At 53.0% G+C, this 14,657-nt stretch carries 12 protein-coding genes; 2 read left to right on the top strand and 10 right to left on the bottom strand.

Annotated elements, in window-relative coordinates; translation table 11 throughout:
* The 5 genes from fabD to yceD all read right to left on the bottom strand — a co-directional run bounded on the left by fabD (window position 1) and on the right by yceD (window position 3,890).
* Complete coding sequence (fabD, locus tag OGV93_RS13290; protein WP_019076478.1) at window positions 1-930, bottom strand: ACP S-malonyltransferase; 930 nt, start codon at window positions 928-930, stop codon at window positions 1-3.
* 15 nt (window positions 931-945) lie between these two features.
* Window positions 946-1,899 carry a beta-ketoacyl-ACP synthase III gene (fabH, locus tag OGV93_RS13295; RefSeq protein ID WP_016152639.1) on the bottom strand — a complete coding sequence of 318 codons (954 nt, stop codon included), beginning with the start codon at window positions 1,897-1,899 and terminating at the stop codon, window positions 946-948.
* Window positions 1,900-1,976: 77 nt separating this feature from the next.
* Entirely contained in the window at window positions 1,977-3,056 is a 1,080-nt protein-coding gene (gene plsX, locus OGV93_RS13300; protein WP_071601761.1) for a phosphate acyltransferase PlsX, read from the bottom strand.
* Between the two features lie 122 nt (window positions 3,057-3,178).
* Window positions 3,179-3,352 (bottom strand): 50S ribosomal protein L32, encoded by a 174-nt coding sequence (gene rpmF / locus OGV93_RS13305; protein WP_003036242.1) that lies wholly within the window; start codon window positions 3,350-3,352, stop codon window positions 3,179-3,181.
* A 16-nt stretch (window positions 3,353-3,368) separates the two neighbouring features.
* Window positions 3,369-3,890 carry a 23S rRNA accumulation protein YceD gene (gene yceD / locus OGV93_RS13310; protein ID WP_003036239.1) on the bottom strand — a complete coding sequence of 174 codons (522 nt, stop codon included), beginning with the start codon at window positions 3,888-3,890 and terminating at the stop codon, window positions 3,369-3,371.
* 197 nt (window positions 3,891-4,087) lie between these two features.
* Here yceD and OGV93_RS13315 point away from each other — a divergent pair, with 197 nt between their 5' ends.
* A complete protein-coding gene (locus OGV93_RS13315) occupies window positions 4,088-4,672 on the top strand; it encodes a Maf family protein (RefSeq protein WP_016152637.1) in 585 nt (194 codons plus the stop codon).
* A gap of 91 nt (window positions 4,673-4,763) precedes the next feature.
* Here the strand turns inward: OGV93_RS13315 and rluC are convergent, their stop codons facing one another.
* Window positions 4,764-5,717, bottom strand: a complete 954-nt coding sequence (gene rluC / locus OGV93_RS13320) for a 23S rRNA pseudouridine(955/2504/2580) synthase RluC (RefSeq protein WP_049259723.1) — start codon at window positions 5,715-5,717, stop codon at window positions 4,764-4,766.
* A 698-nt stretch (window positions 5,718-6,415) separates the two neighbouring features.
* Here rluC and rne point away from each other — a divergent pair.
* The gene (rne, locus tag OGV93_RS13325) at window positions 6,416-9,664 is read left to right on the top strand and encodes a ribonuclease E (RefSeq protein ID WP_287109614.1); all 3,249 of its coding nucleotides are present in this window, start codon (window positions 6,416-6,418) and stop codon (window positions 9,662-9,664) included.
* A 242-nt stretch (window positions 9,665-9,906) separates the two neighbouring features.
* Here rne and flgL read toward each other — a convergent pair whose 3' ends face one another.
* From flgL to OGV93_RS13345, 4 genes are all read right to left on the bottom strand, one after another.
* Window positions 9,907-10,860, bottom strand: a complete 954-nt coding sequence (flgL, locus tag OGV93_RS13330; RefSeq protein WP_016152634.1) for a flagellar hook-associated protein FlgL — start codon at window positions 10,858-10,860, stop codon at window positions 9,907-9,909.
* Between the two features lie 14 nt (window positions 10,861-10,874).
* Window positions 10,875-12,533: a flagellar hook-associated protein FlgK gene (gene flgK, locus OGV93_RS13335; RefSeq protein WP_046274758.1), complete on the bottom strand. Its 1,659-nt coding sequence runs from the start codon at window positions 12,531-12,533 to the stop codon at window positions 10,875-10,877.
* 64 nt (window positions 12,534-12,597) lie between these two features.
* Entirely contained in the window at window positions 12,598-13,548 is a 951-nt protein-coding gene (gene flgJ, locus OGV93_RS13340) for a flagellar assembly peptidoglycan hydrolase FlgJ (RefSeq protein ID WP_016152632.1), read from the bottom strand.
* On the bottom strand, window positions 13,548-14,624 hold the full coding sequence (locus OGV93_RS13345) for a flagellar basal body P-ring protein FlgI (protein WP_019076467.1): 1,077 nt from the start codon (window positions 14,622-14,624) through the stop codon (window positions 13,548-13,550). The genes flgJ and OGV93_RS13345 overlap by 1 nt, the downstream gene beginning before the upstream one ends.
* Window positions 14,625-14,657 lie beyond the last annotated feature (33 nt).

The raw sequence follows: 14,657 nt of genomic DNA on the forward strand, positions 1-14,657 counted from the left end.
TTATTGCTCTAGCGCCGCAGAAAATGCCGCCGGCTCATTCAGTGCCGAAGCAGTCAGGGTGTCAACAATACGTTTCGTCAAACCGGTCAGAACTTTGCCCGGACCAACTTCATACAGGTGCTCTACGCCCTGGGACGCCATAAATTCAACGGTTTTAGTCCATTGAACCGGGCTGTACAGTTGGCGAACCAGCGCATCGCGAATAGCGTCTGCGTCTGTTTCGCACTTCACGTCGACGTTGTTCACAACCGGAACAGTCGGCGCGTTAAAAGTGATTTTTTGCAGTTCAACGGCCAGTTTCTCAGCAGCAGGCTTCATCAGCGCGCAGTGAGAAGGAACGCTGACCGGCAGTGGCAGAGCACGTTTAGCGCCAGCAGCTTTACAGGCTGCGCCGGCACGTTCTACGGCTTCTTTGTGCCCGGCAATAACCACCTGACCCGGTGAGTTAAAGTTTACCGGTGAAACCACCTGGCCTTCGGCAGACTCTTCACACGCTTTAGCGATAGCAGCGTCGTCCAGACCGATAATAGCAGACATGCCGCCAGTGCCTTCCGGTACCGCTTCCTGCATGAATTTGCCACGCAGTTCAACCAGACGTACGGCATCGGCAAAACCGATAACACCCGCACACACCAGCGCAGAGTATTCGCCCAGGCTGTGACCAGCCATCAGCGCAGGTGTTTTACCACCCTGCTGCTGCCATACGCGATAAAGCGCAACAGAGGCAGTCAACAGTGCTGGCTGCGTCTGCCAGGTTTTATTCAGCTCTTCGGCCGGTCCCTGCTGAGTCAACGCCCACAGATCATAGCCCAGCGCAGCTGATGCTTCAGCAAAAGTTTCTTCAACAATTGGGTAGTTTGCTGCCATTTCAGACAACATCCCAACGGTCTGGGAACCCTGCCCCGGGAACACAAATGCAAATTGCGTCATGTTTAAATCCTTATACTAGAAACGAATCAGCGCAGAGCCCCAGGTGAATCCACCCCCAAAGGCTTCAAGCAATATCAACTGCCCAGCTTTAATACGCCCGTCGCGGACGGCTTCGTCCAGCGCGCACGGTACGGAGGCCGCGGAGGTATTGCCATGTCTGTCGAGCGTCACGACAACATTATCCATCGACATACCCAGCTTTTTCGCGGTTGCGCTAATAATGCGGAGGTTTGCCTGATGCGGCACCAGCCAGTCCAGGGCAGAACGATCGAGATTATTTGCTTCCAGCGTTTCATCAACGATGTGTGCAAGCTCGGTCACCGCGACTTTAAATACTTCGTTACCCGCCATCGTCAGGTGAATCGGGTTTTCCGGGTTCACGCGATCGGCATTAGGCAGCGTCAACAGTTCGCCATAGCGACCATCAGCGTGCAGATGCGTAGAGAGAATGCCAGGCTCTTCTGATGCGCTCAGTACAACCGCCCCTGCGCCATCACCGAAAATAATGATCGTTCCGCGATCGGTTGGATCACAGGTACGAGCGAGGACATCTGAGCCAACCACCAGAGCATGCTTCACTGCGCCAGACTTAACGTACTGGTCAGCAACGCTCAGGGCGTAGGTGAAACCGGCACAAGCGGCTGCAACGTCAAACGCCGGACAGCCTTTGATCCCCAGCATACTTTGGATCTGGCATGCCGCACTTGGAAATGCGTGTGTGGATGATGTGGTGGCAACCACAATCAGACCAATTTGTTCTTTGTCGATGCCCGCCATTTCAATTGCACGGTTTGCGGCGGCAAAGCCCATCGTCGCAACTGTTTCATTTGGCGCTGCAATATGGCGTTCACGGATACCTGTGCGAGTGACGATCCACTCATCAGATGTCTCAACCATTTTTTCCAAATCGGCGTTAGTACGCACTTGTTCAGGCAGATAGCTGCCAGTACCAATAATCTTCGTATACATGTACGCTCAGTCACTTTTTGGTTATATACCGCCACGAGCAAATCGCTGATACGTTGGCAGCATTCACAAACGCACCGTTATCTGTGTGCTCGCGAGTTTGCGTTTTCGCCACCGTCCAGCAGTTCGAATCCAGCTGGGTATACAGATTCCAGGCGAGCGGCAATTCGCTGAGGAACTTGTCGCTGCACCGCCTGCACTGCCTGTTCAATCGCGACTTCAAATGCTCGCTGATTGGCCGCACCATGACTCTTAATCACCGTGCCGCGCAATCCTAACAGACAGGCGCCATTATACTGGTCGGGGTTGAGGTGACTAAATCGCCTTGTCAGGCTTTTTTGTAACCAACGTTTTAATAACAGCAGCCACCACGACCGTTTTTTGCCCTCACCCTGAGACTTCAGCAGTGAAAGGAACATTCTGACAACACCTTCCATCGTCTTTAATGTGACATTACCTGTAAAGCCGTCACAGACCAACACATCAGTTTTGCCAGTCAGTAACTCATTGGCTTCAAGATAGCCGATATAATTGATAGAAGGGATTGTTTTTAGCACTGCAGATGCATCCCGAATACTGTCGAGACCCTTGGTTTCTTCTTCACCGATATTGAGCAACGCAACACGGGGATTGGCAATTCCAACCACCTCTTCTGCCAGCACGGAACCCATGACGGCAAATTGCACCAACATCGTGCTATCACAATCCACGTTGGCGCCCAAATCCAGCACCACCGTTTTGCCCTTTTGCTGATGGGGTAAAACCGTCACCAGCGCAGGACGCTCAATCCCCTCAAGGGGTTTGAGCAATAACTTCGCAAGTCCCATTAGCGCGCCTGTATTACCGGCGCTCACACAGGCTTCCGCTCGTCCTTCTTTCACGAGCTCCAGGGCAACGCGCATTGAGCTTCCACGACTGGCGCGAATAGCTTGCGAGGGCCGGGCATCACTGGCAATAACTGACTGAGCAGGGATAATCTGCAGACGTGAACGTTGTTCGAAGTCAGCTTTGGCAAGTAATGGCGTGATTGTATCGGGATCCCCGACTAAAAGAAGTGTGAGTTGCGAATTAGAATTCAGTGCCTGCAATGCTGCAGGCACTGTCACGGTAGGGCCAAAATCACCCCCCATGACATCTAACGCCAGGGTTAGACGTGTCAAGGTATCGTCGCTGCCCGGTTAGGTGTTTCCCCAGTTACCCGGGGAAAGCCTCACTAAGCTTCATCACGCGTGTACTCTTTGTCTTTCTCACCGTAGCAGGAAAGTCATTGAGTCATGCGTGATTACTTAGCGATTACCTTACGGCCACGGTAAAAACCGTCGGCAGTGATGTGGTGACGCAGGTGTTGTTCACCAGAAGTTTTGTCTACAGACAGGCTGGTGACTGCGGTCAGAGCGTCATGAGAACGACGCATGCCACGTTTGGAACGGGTTGGTTTATTCTGTTGTACGGCCATGGACCTTACTCCTCAATTACTTACGCTTTAAGCTGGCTAATACGGCAAATGGGTTTGGTTTTTGCGCTTCATCAGGCAATTCGCCAAAGACCATGTCCGCCTCGGACACTTCACAGTGTTCAGAATCATGCACCGGAACTACCGGCAAGGAGAGGATAATCTCATCTTCAACCATTGCAAGCAGATCGATTTCACCGAATTCGTTAACCTCAATCGGCTCATACGCTTCCGGGAGTGCTTCAGCCTGCTCGTCAGAACGGACAGGACTAAAACAATATGTTGTGTGAACATGAAGTGGGAACGGTTTCCCGCAACGCTGACATTCGAGCGTAACCGACACCTTTGCATCACCGGTTATAACGGCAAGGCGCTGGTTATCGATAGCGAACGACATGGAGCATTCCACATCACTGTCCACACTGACTACAGAATCGGCGACACGCTCAACCAGATCAGAAGTATAGATACCTTCATAATCGAGGCGTTTCTGAGCCGTACGAACCGGATCAAGAGTCAGGGGTAATTTTACCTTTTGCATAGGGCGCGCATATTAACTTTGTAACGTCATATAGTCAAAGAAAAAGGCAGCCTGTGGTTGCCTTTTGCCAATAATTCGCACACATTGCGGGTCATCGACTTAAAATCGCTCAACACAAGCCATTACAGCCAGCTTGTAGGACGAAGTCCATAGTTTAAAATGGCTCTCATCAATACGCTATATGCGAGGGAAAAAATATGCCTCAACTTATTCTTGCTTCTACCTCTCCCTGGCGTCGCGCTTTACTAGAAAAACTGGCAATCCCGTTCGAATGCGCAGCACCAGAGGTTGATGAAACGCCGTTACCGGGCGAAGCCCCCCGGCACTTAGTCTTGCGACTGGCGCAGAAAAAAGCGCAATCTCTCGCCCACCGTTATCCATCGCACCTTATTATTGGTTCCGATCAAATTTGTGTTCTCGATGGTGAAATAACCGGCAAACCGTTAACAGAAGAAAATGCACGCCAGCAGTTACTCAAAGCCCGTGGCAATATTGTGACGTTTTATACCGGACTGGCGCTGTATAATTCTGCGACCGGACATTTACAAACTGAAGTTGAACCGTTCGACGTCCATTTTCGTCACTTAAGCGAAACGGAAATTGAAGATTACGTGCGCAAAGAGCGCCCGCTGCATTGTGCCGGTAGTTTTAAAAGCGAAGGATTGGGCATTGCACTTTTTGAGCGCCTGGAAGGTCGTGACCCAAATACTTTAATCGGTTTACCGCTAATCGCACTGTGTCAAATGCTGCGACGAGAAGATATGAACCCGTTAAAAGCCTGACGGGTTGACGGCTGTTTAGGCCTAATCCTGTAGGCCTGATAGGCACAACGCCATCAGGTCTACAGGTAATGCGCGATAATATCAATGCGCATCAGCCTTTACTGCGTAACACCTCGAGGCAGCGCTTCAACTGCTTATCCATTGGCGCTTCAATACGCATTACTTCACCCGTCCCCGGATGAGTAAATTTCAACGCTGCGGCGTGCAAAAAGAGCCTGCTCAGTCCGGTATCCGCCAGTTGCTTATCGAACTCACGATCGCCATAGCGGTCGTCAAAGGCAATCGGATGTCCGGCATATTGTGTATGCACGCGAATCTGGTGCGTGCGTCCAGTCACGGGACTGCAGCGCACAAGCGTAGCAAACGCGTAACGCTCTTCCACTTTAAAGCGTGTTTCCGATGGTTTGCCTTCCTGATTCACCCGCACGATACGCTCGCCGCTTTGCAGAATGTTCTTTAACAGCGGGGCCTGCACGGTTTTGACATGGGACTGCCACTGGCCGCGTACCAACGCGAGGTAGTCTTTCTGCATGCCTTTTTCACGCAGTTGTTCATGCAACGAACGCAAGGCAGATCGTTTTTTGGCCACCAGCAGCACGCCGGAGGTATCCCGGTCGAGGCGATGCACCAGCTCAAGGAAACGCGCTTCCGGGCGCAGCGCTCGTAAGCCTTCAATGACGCCAAAGCTTAACCCGCTTCCACCATGCACGGCCGTACCTGAAGGCTTGTTAAGCACCAGAATGTGGTCATCTTCATATAAAATGACATCGGTCAGCGCCGCGACCTTCTGCAAATTCGGTGAAATGGCCTCTTCTTCACGTTCAGCGACACGTACAGGTGGAATACGCACAATGTCCCCGTCTTCGAGTTTGTACTCGGGCTTAATGCGTTTTTTGTTCACCCGCACTTCGCCTTTACGCAAAATGCGATAAATCATACTTTTCGGCACGCCCTTGAGCTGGGTGCGCAAAAAGTTGTCGATGCGTTGCCCTGCTTCGTCGGCAGTAATGGCAACTGTTTTTACGGCTGGAGTCTCTGTTTTCATGGGGGCCGATTTTAAATAGCCATCAAGATTCGCGCCACACATTTTTCTATGCTTATATTAACTGCTATACCTTATTACTTAAGTTTGACATAGCCGATTTGGTGGTTATTAAAGCAATCACTACGCGGAAGTGAAAAAACTGTGAGTAACCGGGTGATAAATGGCAAAAGTCATCTTGCTATAACAAGGTTAGCAGTGGAATAATGAGGTTGTTTCCGTGTTGAATCTTGTTAAAACAAGAACTTTTCCGGAATGACCCAATTTTGCCCGACCGATCATCAACGCAGCAATGGCGTAAGACGTATTGATCTTTCAGGCAGTTAGCGGGCTGCGGGTTGCAGTCCTTACCGGTAAGTGCTCTATAGATTTCGCGTTGTAGGAAGGCGGCAAGTCTGGGAACCCCAGGTGCTTACTCCTGTAAGTGGTTGGGGTAAGAAGATGAAGCCAACGCACCCACAGCGTGAAAGACGATAAGCACAATGGAAGCTTCTCTGGAGAGTAACACCCAGACTGTTCCCCTGATAATTGCGCTGTGTTTCCGTATGAAATACAGGCAACCGACACTCTGCGCCTCTTTGAGCTGACGATAACCGTGAGGTTGGCGACGCGAATAGACACGAGGCCATCGGTTCACACCCGGAAAGGCATTACTCTGCCCGCAGCTTAGTCGTCAATGTAAGAATAATGAGTAAGTTACGATGAAAAGAATGTTAATTAACGCGACTCAGCAGGAAGAGTTGCGTGTCGCCCTTGTAGATGGGCAGCGTCTGTACGATCTGGATATCGAAAGTCCTGGACACGAACAGAAAAAAGCCAACATCTATAAAGGCAAAATTACCCGTATTGAACCGAGTCTGGAAGCTGCTTTTGTTGATTACGGCGCTGAACGTCACGGTTTCCTCCCGTTAAAAGAAATTGCCCGCGAATACTTCCCCGCTAGCTACAACTCCCATGGTCGTCCCAACATTAAAGACGTGTTGCGCGAAGGTCAGGAAGTCATTGTTCAGATCGATAAAGAAGAACGCGGCAATAAAGGCGCTGCGCTGACCACCTTTATCAGCCTGGCAGGTAGTTATCTGGTTCTGATGCCGAACAACCCGCGCGCGGGCGGTATCTCCCGTCGCATTGAAGGCGACGACCGTACCGAATTAAAAGAAGCGCTGGCAAGCCTGGAACTGCCTGACGGCATGGGGCTTATCGTGCGTACCGCAGGTGTCGGCAAATCTGCCGAAGCACTGCAGTGGGACCTGAGTTTCCGCCTGAAGCACTGGGAAGCGATTCAAAAAGCCGCTGACAGCCGCCCTGCTCCGTTCCTGATCCATCAGGAAAGCAACGTTATCGTTCGCGCATTCCGTGACTATTTACGTCAGGACATCGGCGAAATCCTCATCGACAACCCGAAAGTTATGGAGATGGCGCGTCAGCACATCGCCGCGCTGGGTCGTCCGGATTTCAGCAGCAAAATCAAACTGTACACCGGTGAAATTCCGCTGTTCAGCCACTATCAAATCGAATCTCAAATTGAGTCCGCGTTCCAGCGCGAAGTGCGTCTGCCATCCGGCGGCTCAATCGTTATCGACAGCACAGAAGCGCTGACCGCCATCGATATCAACTCCGCACGCGCGACCCGCGGCGGCGACATCGAAGAAACTGCGTTCAACACCAACCTTGAAGCAGCCGATGAAATTGCTCGTCAGCTGCGTCTGCGCGACCTCGGCGGCCTGATTGTAATCGACTTCATTGATATGACGCCGGTTCGTCACCAGCGTGCGGTTGAAAACCGTCTGCGTGAAGCCGTGCGTCAGGACAGAGCGCGTATTCAAATCAGCCATATTTCTCGCTTCGGCCTGCTGGAGATGTCCCGTCAGCGTCTGAGCCCGTCGCTGGGTGAATCCAGCCATCACGTATGCCCACGCTGCTCCGGCACGGGTACCGTACGTGATAACGAATCACTGTCGCTGTCTATTCTGCGTCTGATCGAAGAAGAAGCGCTGAAAGAAAATACGCAGGAAGTTCACGCTATTGTTCCTGTGCCGATCGCATCCTACCTGCTCAACGAAAAACGTACCGCGGTAAATGCCATCGAGACGCGTCAGAATGGCGTGCGCTGTGTGATTGTGCCAAACGATCAGATGGAAACCCCGCATTACTCCGTGCTGCGCGTACGCAAAGGGGAAGAAACACCAACCCTGAGCTACCTGCTGCCGAAACTGCATGAAGAAGCGATGGCATTGCCGACGGAAGAAGAGTTCGTCGAGCGTAAACAGCCAGAGCAGCCGGCATTGGCCACCTTTGCAATGCCAGAGGTGCCGCCAGCCCCTGCTTTGCAGGAACCTACTGCGAAGGCCGCCGCGCCTAAAGCCGCAGCAGCGACCGCGGCCGTCGCCGCGCAGCCAGGTTTGATTAGCCGTTTCTTCAGCGCACTGAAGTCCATCTTCAGCGGTAGCGAAGAAGTGAAACCGGTTGAACAACCTGCGCCGAAAGCTGAAGAGAAAACCGATCGCCAGCAGGATCGTCGTAAACCGCGTCAGAACAATCGTCGCGACCGTAACGATCGTCGTGATAATCGCGACAACCGTGGCGAGCGTGATAACCGTAACGAGCGTTCAGAAAGCGGCGAAAACCGTGAAGATAACCGCCGTAACCGCCGTCAGTCGCAGCAGCAAAATGCGGAAGCGCGCGATAACCGCCAGCAGTCTACTGAGGTCGCTGACAAAGCGAAATCCGGTGATGAGCAGCAGGCTCCGCGTCGCGAGCGCAACCGCCGTCGCAACGATGATAAGCGTCAGGCGCAGCAGGAAGTTAAAGAGCTGAACCTGGCAGAACAACCTGCGCAGGATACCGAGCAGGAAGAGCGCGTTCGTCAGCCTCAGACTCGCCGTAAACAGCGTCAGCTGACTCAGAAAGTTCGTTACACAGACAGCCCGGCTGTTGAAGCCGAAGTCGCTACTGTCGAGGTGGTCGCTGAAACGGCTGTCGCTCAGCCAACTGAACAGCCCGTACCGGCACAGCGTACTGAACTGGCGAAAGTTGATCTGCCTGCCGTCGTTGCGACTGAGCAGGAAGACAACAGCGAAGCGCGTGACTCCAATGGTATGCCGCGTCGTTCCCGTCGCTCACCTCGCCATCTGCGCGTCAGTGGACAACGCCGTCGTCGCTATCGTGATGAGCGTTACCCGGTTCAGTCGCCGATGCCGTTAACGGTTGCCTGCGCATCTCCAGAATTAGCGTCCGGTAAAGTCTGGATCCGCTACCCTGTTGCTCGTCCTCAGGATCAGCAGGTTGCAGAGCAGCGCGAGCAGGAAACGGTTCAGGGGCAAACTGCACCTGTCGCCGTAGAGCCTCAGGTTGCTGCAGCTGCCGTTGAGCATATTGTGAACGCCCCTGCGTCGGTTGAAACCGTACAGCCAGAGGTGGTCATTGCTGAACCTCAGGCTACCGTCGTTGAAACCACCCATCCGGAAGTCATCGCTACTCCGGTCGAGGAACAACCGCAAATTATCGCTGAATCTGACGCGCCTGTTGCTGAGGATACCGCGGCGAAAGCCGAACCTGTCGCTGAAATAGTGGCTGCGCCGGTTGTCGAAGAATCTGCGGAGGTTGTTATTTCTCAGCCTGAAGTGGCTGAAGAGATTGCCGAGGTTGTGGAAACAGCGCCAGTGGCTGAAGAAGTTGCCGCGCCGCAAGAGGTTGTTGCCGCACCTGTCGTCGAAGACGCAGTCGCTAAGGCTGAAGTTGTCGCAACCCGCGTTGACGCAGAACATCTTCACAGCCACGCGGCCGCCCCGATGACCCGTGCTCCGGCACCAGAGTATGTGCCTGAAGCGCCGCGTCATAGTGACTGGCAACGCCCGGAATTCACCTTTGAAGGTAAAGGTGCCGCAGGTGGACACAGCGCCACGCACCAGGCGACTGCGCCAGCAACGCGCCCGCAGCCCGTTGAGTAAGTCATAAGCAACATCAAAGCCGACCTTCGGGTCGGCTTTTTTTTATCTCTGCTCTACGCACTGGCAAACTGAGAAGGCGTGGTTACGCTGGCAATCTTTAGCGGTGCGATTGCGCGGGTAATAAGACTAACGGGGAATCTGTCGCTGAGAAAATAACAGTGGCCTAAAAAAATGCCCGCTCCGGGGTGTTAAAGGAGCGGGCAGACAAACATATCCAGTTTCATGATATGTTCAAAAAGGTGTTACCGGTTCAGTTGAAATAGCGACATTCCCTGCATATCGGTAAACGTTTTGTACGATGCCTGCAGTGCGGCCTGCTGCATCACGTAGGACGAAATCGCTGCGTTCCAGTCAACATCCACCAGATTGCTCATCTGCTGAGTCTGGCCCAATGCGCGATCGGCGCCCAGTGAATCCAGTGAACTTAACTCGCTGAGCTGAGTCCCTAATTCTGCACGAACAGAAAGCACGTTATTCAATGAATTTTTCAGGCCACGACTGGTTTTATCAATGGCTGCAGAGGCGGTAGCTTTTGCCGCGTCATTGCCCTCAATCGGGGTTTTGAGCGCATCAATAGCGGTATCCAGCATTTTGAACAGGTTCTTTTCCTGAGTACCGCCGCCTGGTTCCGGTACGGCATTGCTGGTCAGATTAACAAATACTTTATCGCCAGTATGACCAATCACCATGGTACGGGAGGCATCGACCTGCTGGGTCACATTTGTTGTACCGCCGCTGTAAGCGCCATCTGCCTGAGCAAACGGTGCAGATTCTGTTTTATATCCGCCAAAAATATAGCGTCCATTACCGTCGGTGCTGTTCGCCAGGTTCATCAGTTGATCGCGGATCCCCTGCAGGTCGGTGGCCAGCGATGCACGGTCGTCATCGCTTAACGTGCCGTTCGCGGCATAGACAATTTTTTCCTGCGCGGTCTGAATTGCCGTCGTTACCTGACTCAGTACGTTCTCTTCCAGCGACACTTTTTGCGTCGCAAATGAACGCGCCAGCGTATATTGGCTGTTCTGCGCCTGTGCTTGAGAAAGCACCACGGCCTGCGAGGCGGCGATCGGATCGTCAGATGGGTTGATCACACGTTTGCCCGTTGACATCTGCTCGCCGAACTTCATCCATTCAGCCTGAGAGTTAGTGATGCCACGCATATTCTGCTGGTACATCATCTGGGTGCTGATACGCATTGTGTCCCTCTCCCTTAGCGAATATTAATCAGTGCATCAAACAGCGCATTTGCGGTTTGCAGCACTTGCGCGTTAGCCAGGTAATACTGTTGATAGCGTTGTAAGTTACCGTATTCTTCGTCGAGGTTGACGCCGGAAATAGACTGCTGCTGCTTATAAAGCTGCGTTACCACGTTATTCTGGGTAATGGCGCTGGTTTTCAGCGTCGCGGTTTTGTTCCCGACATCGCTTACCAGCGTGGCATAGGCATCGTTGAAGGTCTTATTACCCACGGTAGCTTTGGTCTGCAGATCCAGCAGTTTCTGACCGTTACGGTTATCGCTTTTTCCCTTATCAATATCCGGGTCCGGATCATTTTTTGAGACCTGGGCCATGGCGATTTTCGACTCATCGGTCACCATGACTTTCATATCAACAACGGCGTTACTGACAGGTTTCACTGTGAAGCTGTCATTTGCTTTTGCGCCAGCATTTACGGTGATTTCCATCCCGTCAAAGGACATCTTCCCACCGGTAACGGTAGCTTTGAAGCTGGTATTATCCGCCAGGCGAGTAACCTGCCAGTCCGTCCCGTCATAAACGATTTTATAATCGGTCGCCTGTACAGCAGAGCTGTCGGTAATCTTCGCGCTTAACGATCCTGTTCCTGTATTTTTAGCGTTGTTGAATACTGCCGGGCTACCGATAGCAAAGAAATCCTTACCCTGATCGCCGTTCGCGTCAAAACCCTCTTTATGCTGGGTGTTAAACGCATCGGCGAACGCCAACGCCAGTTGGCCCAGCGTGTTACGCGTCTGGTCAAGCTCTTGAGAACGGAAGGTCAACAGCCCGCCCAGTGAACCGGTATTCAACAGTTTTTCGGGAATTTCAACCTCGCCGGCAACCCCGTCGACGTAGGCCACTGTGGTTCGATTGGGATCATCACTGGAGGGCACAGCCGCCAGCTGGCGTGCATTGCTGCCCTGCACCAGTGAATAGCCGTTCGCCATGGTAATGTTGTAAGTCCCGCCGTCCTGAACGCTGACTTCAACACCGACAATCTGGTTCAGTTCACTGACCAGTTGGTCGCGCTGGTCGAGTAAATCGTTAGGCGATGCGCCCGCGCCGACGCCGGTCAGACGGGAAATCTGATCGTTGAGGCTGGCAATCTGTTTTGAATAGTTGTTGATCTGGTCAACGCTGGCCTTGATCGCAGTATTAACCTGCTTGTCTTGATCGCGCAGATACTGGTCGGTTGTTCTGAACTGGTTGACTAAACCATCAGCTTTACCGATCAGCGCCTGGCGCGCCGCCGGGTCTTCCGCGTTACTGACAAGGGTTTGCAGGCTGGTAAAAAAGTCCTGCATTGAGGTCGAAATGGAACTGGTTTTGCTGGAGAGCAGATTGTCGATTTTCGACATTTGTTCATAGCGCGTTGTCAGGCCGCTGCTTTGGTTCTGCGCGGCACGTAACTGATTCGTGATAAAGGAGTCATACTCGCGCTGTACGCCAGAAACATAGACGCCATTGCCAACCCAGCCCCCCGCACCCAGCGTGCTGTTCGCTTGTGCCATAATTGTCGTTTGACGGGTGTATCCGGCAACGTTATAGCTGGAGATGTTATTACTGGCAGAATTCAACGCGGCCTGCGCTGCGGCGAGTCCACTCATCGCGTTATTAATCAAGCTGGACATGGAGGTTCCTTGTAATCCTTCAATACTCGTTATTATCGGCAGCAGGTTGGTAGACTTGAGCTATTTAAAAGAGATTATCGATATTCGTACTGTAGGTTTTGCTCACTTTTTCGCTCATCGATTTCAACTGCTGGATCATGCTGGTTAATTTACGCGCATAGTTAGGGTCAGTCGCGTAACCGGCATTCTGCAAAGCCTGTGCCCCCTGCTCGGCGGTAGCTGCGGCGGTTACCGCCGCATAGCGCGGGTTACGCGATATCAGACCGACATAATCCGACAGTGCCTCAAGGTAAGAGCTATAGACGCGGAATCGGGCTTTCACCTTTTTCGCCTCGCCGTTTTCATATTCGGTGGTGGTGATTTCGGTGGTTGGGCCTTTCCAGCTTCCCGAAGCCTTCACGCCAAAAATGTTAAAGCTCGGTTCACCGTTCTCACGACGGATTTGTCGCTGCCCCCATCCAGACTCCAGCGCCGCCTGCGCCAGAATCAGATGATGTGGAACCCCGCTTTGCTGACTTGCCAGCTTAGCCGGCAGCGATAGCTGGGCGAGGAAGTCTTTGCTGTCACCTGACAGCGGCTCATCATTGCTTTCCGTCGCGCGGGGAATGGCTTTACGGACCAGTTGCGTCAGCGCCTGGTTTTGATAGCTGGTCACCGTTTCCAGAGAGAACTTCATTGGCACCTGCGGCGCATCGTCTGCGGGTTGCGCCTGCCCTTCAGTCATCTGCTTAACCATCATTTCAGCCAGTCCCAGACCTTTACCTGCGGTCATCTGCTGCGCAATTTGTTGGTCATACATGCTGGTATACAAACGTGTTGAATCACTGCTAAAAACGCCATCTTTCGGCAGCGCTTCACGCATGCTTTTCAGCATCATTTGTACGAACATCCCTTCAACCTGACGGGCAACCGGGCGGATATTCGCCGCCGGGTCCTGACCCGCTTTCGCTTTCAGTTCGTTCAGTGATTGCGCATCCCAGGCGGCACTGGTCAGCAGTTTGCTGTCACCAATCATTAGATGATTTCCAGTTTGGCGCGTAAGCATCCCGCGCTCTGCATCGATTGCAGAATGGACATCAGATCCATCGGCGTTGCCCCTAGCGCATTAAGCGCACGCACAACATTGTTCAGGTTGGCGCTGGAACGCACGCTTTGCAGCGAACCGCCGCTCTGGCGCAGATCGATCTGGGTTTGAGGTGTCACCACGGTCTGTCCACCGCCAAACGGTGTATCCGGCTGGCTGACGTTCGCCTGGCGGTTTACCGTTATCGACAAGTTGCCTTGCGCGACGGCACAGCTATCCAGCGTGACTTCACGGTTCATGACAACGGATCCGGTGCGCGAGTTGATAATCACTTTCGCATCCTGCGGCGTGACATTCACCTCCATATTCTGGATGTCAGCAAGGAAACGCACCTGCGAACTGTTGCCGCTTGGCACGCGTACCTGAATCGTCCGGGCGTCCAGCGCAGTGGCGCTACCAAAGCCGCGCGAACGGTTAATGGTGTCGGTTATCTGCTGCGCCATAGTGAAATCTTCATTATTGAGCTGCAGATTAATGGTGTTACCGCCGCCGAACTGGCTGGGTAATTCACGTTCGATGGTCGCGCCGTTGGTAATACGTCCGCCATTGAGCTGGTTTACCTGCACGCTGCTGCCACCCGCAGCCGCGCCTGCACCGCCTACCAGAATATTCCCCTGCGCCAGCGCATATACCTGGCTATCGACCCCTTTCAGCGGGGTCATCAGCAACGTTCCGCCGCGCAGGCTTTTGGCGTTCCCCATGGAAGAGACCACCACGTCAATGGTTTGCCCCTGACGACCAAAGGCCGGGAATTGCGCGGTTACCATCACCGCCGCCACGTTTTTCAACTGCATATTGGTGCCGGTTGGCACGGTAATTCCCAACTGCGAAAGCATGTTGTTGAGCGTTTGCGTAGTAAACGGCGTCTGCGTAGTCTGGTCACCCGTGCCATCCAAACCGACCACCAGCCCATAACCGATCAACGAGTTTTCCCGCACGCCCTGAACGCTGGTCAGGTCCCGAATACGGTCGGCATGCGCAAAGGTGGTTATCAGCACCAGTACCATTCCAACTAAAGATTTAAACACTGGCTACCTCGC

Source organism: Citrobacter sp. Cb031, from assembly GCF_030336725.1.
Classification (GTDB): domain Bacteria; phylum Pseudomonadota; class Gammaproteobacteria; order Enterobacterales; family Enterobacteriaceae; genus Citrobacter; species Citrobacter braakii.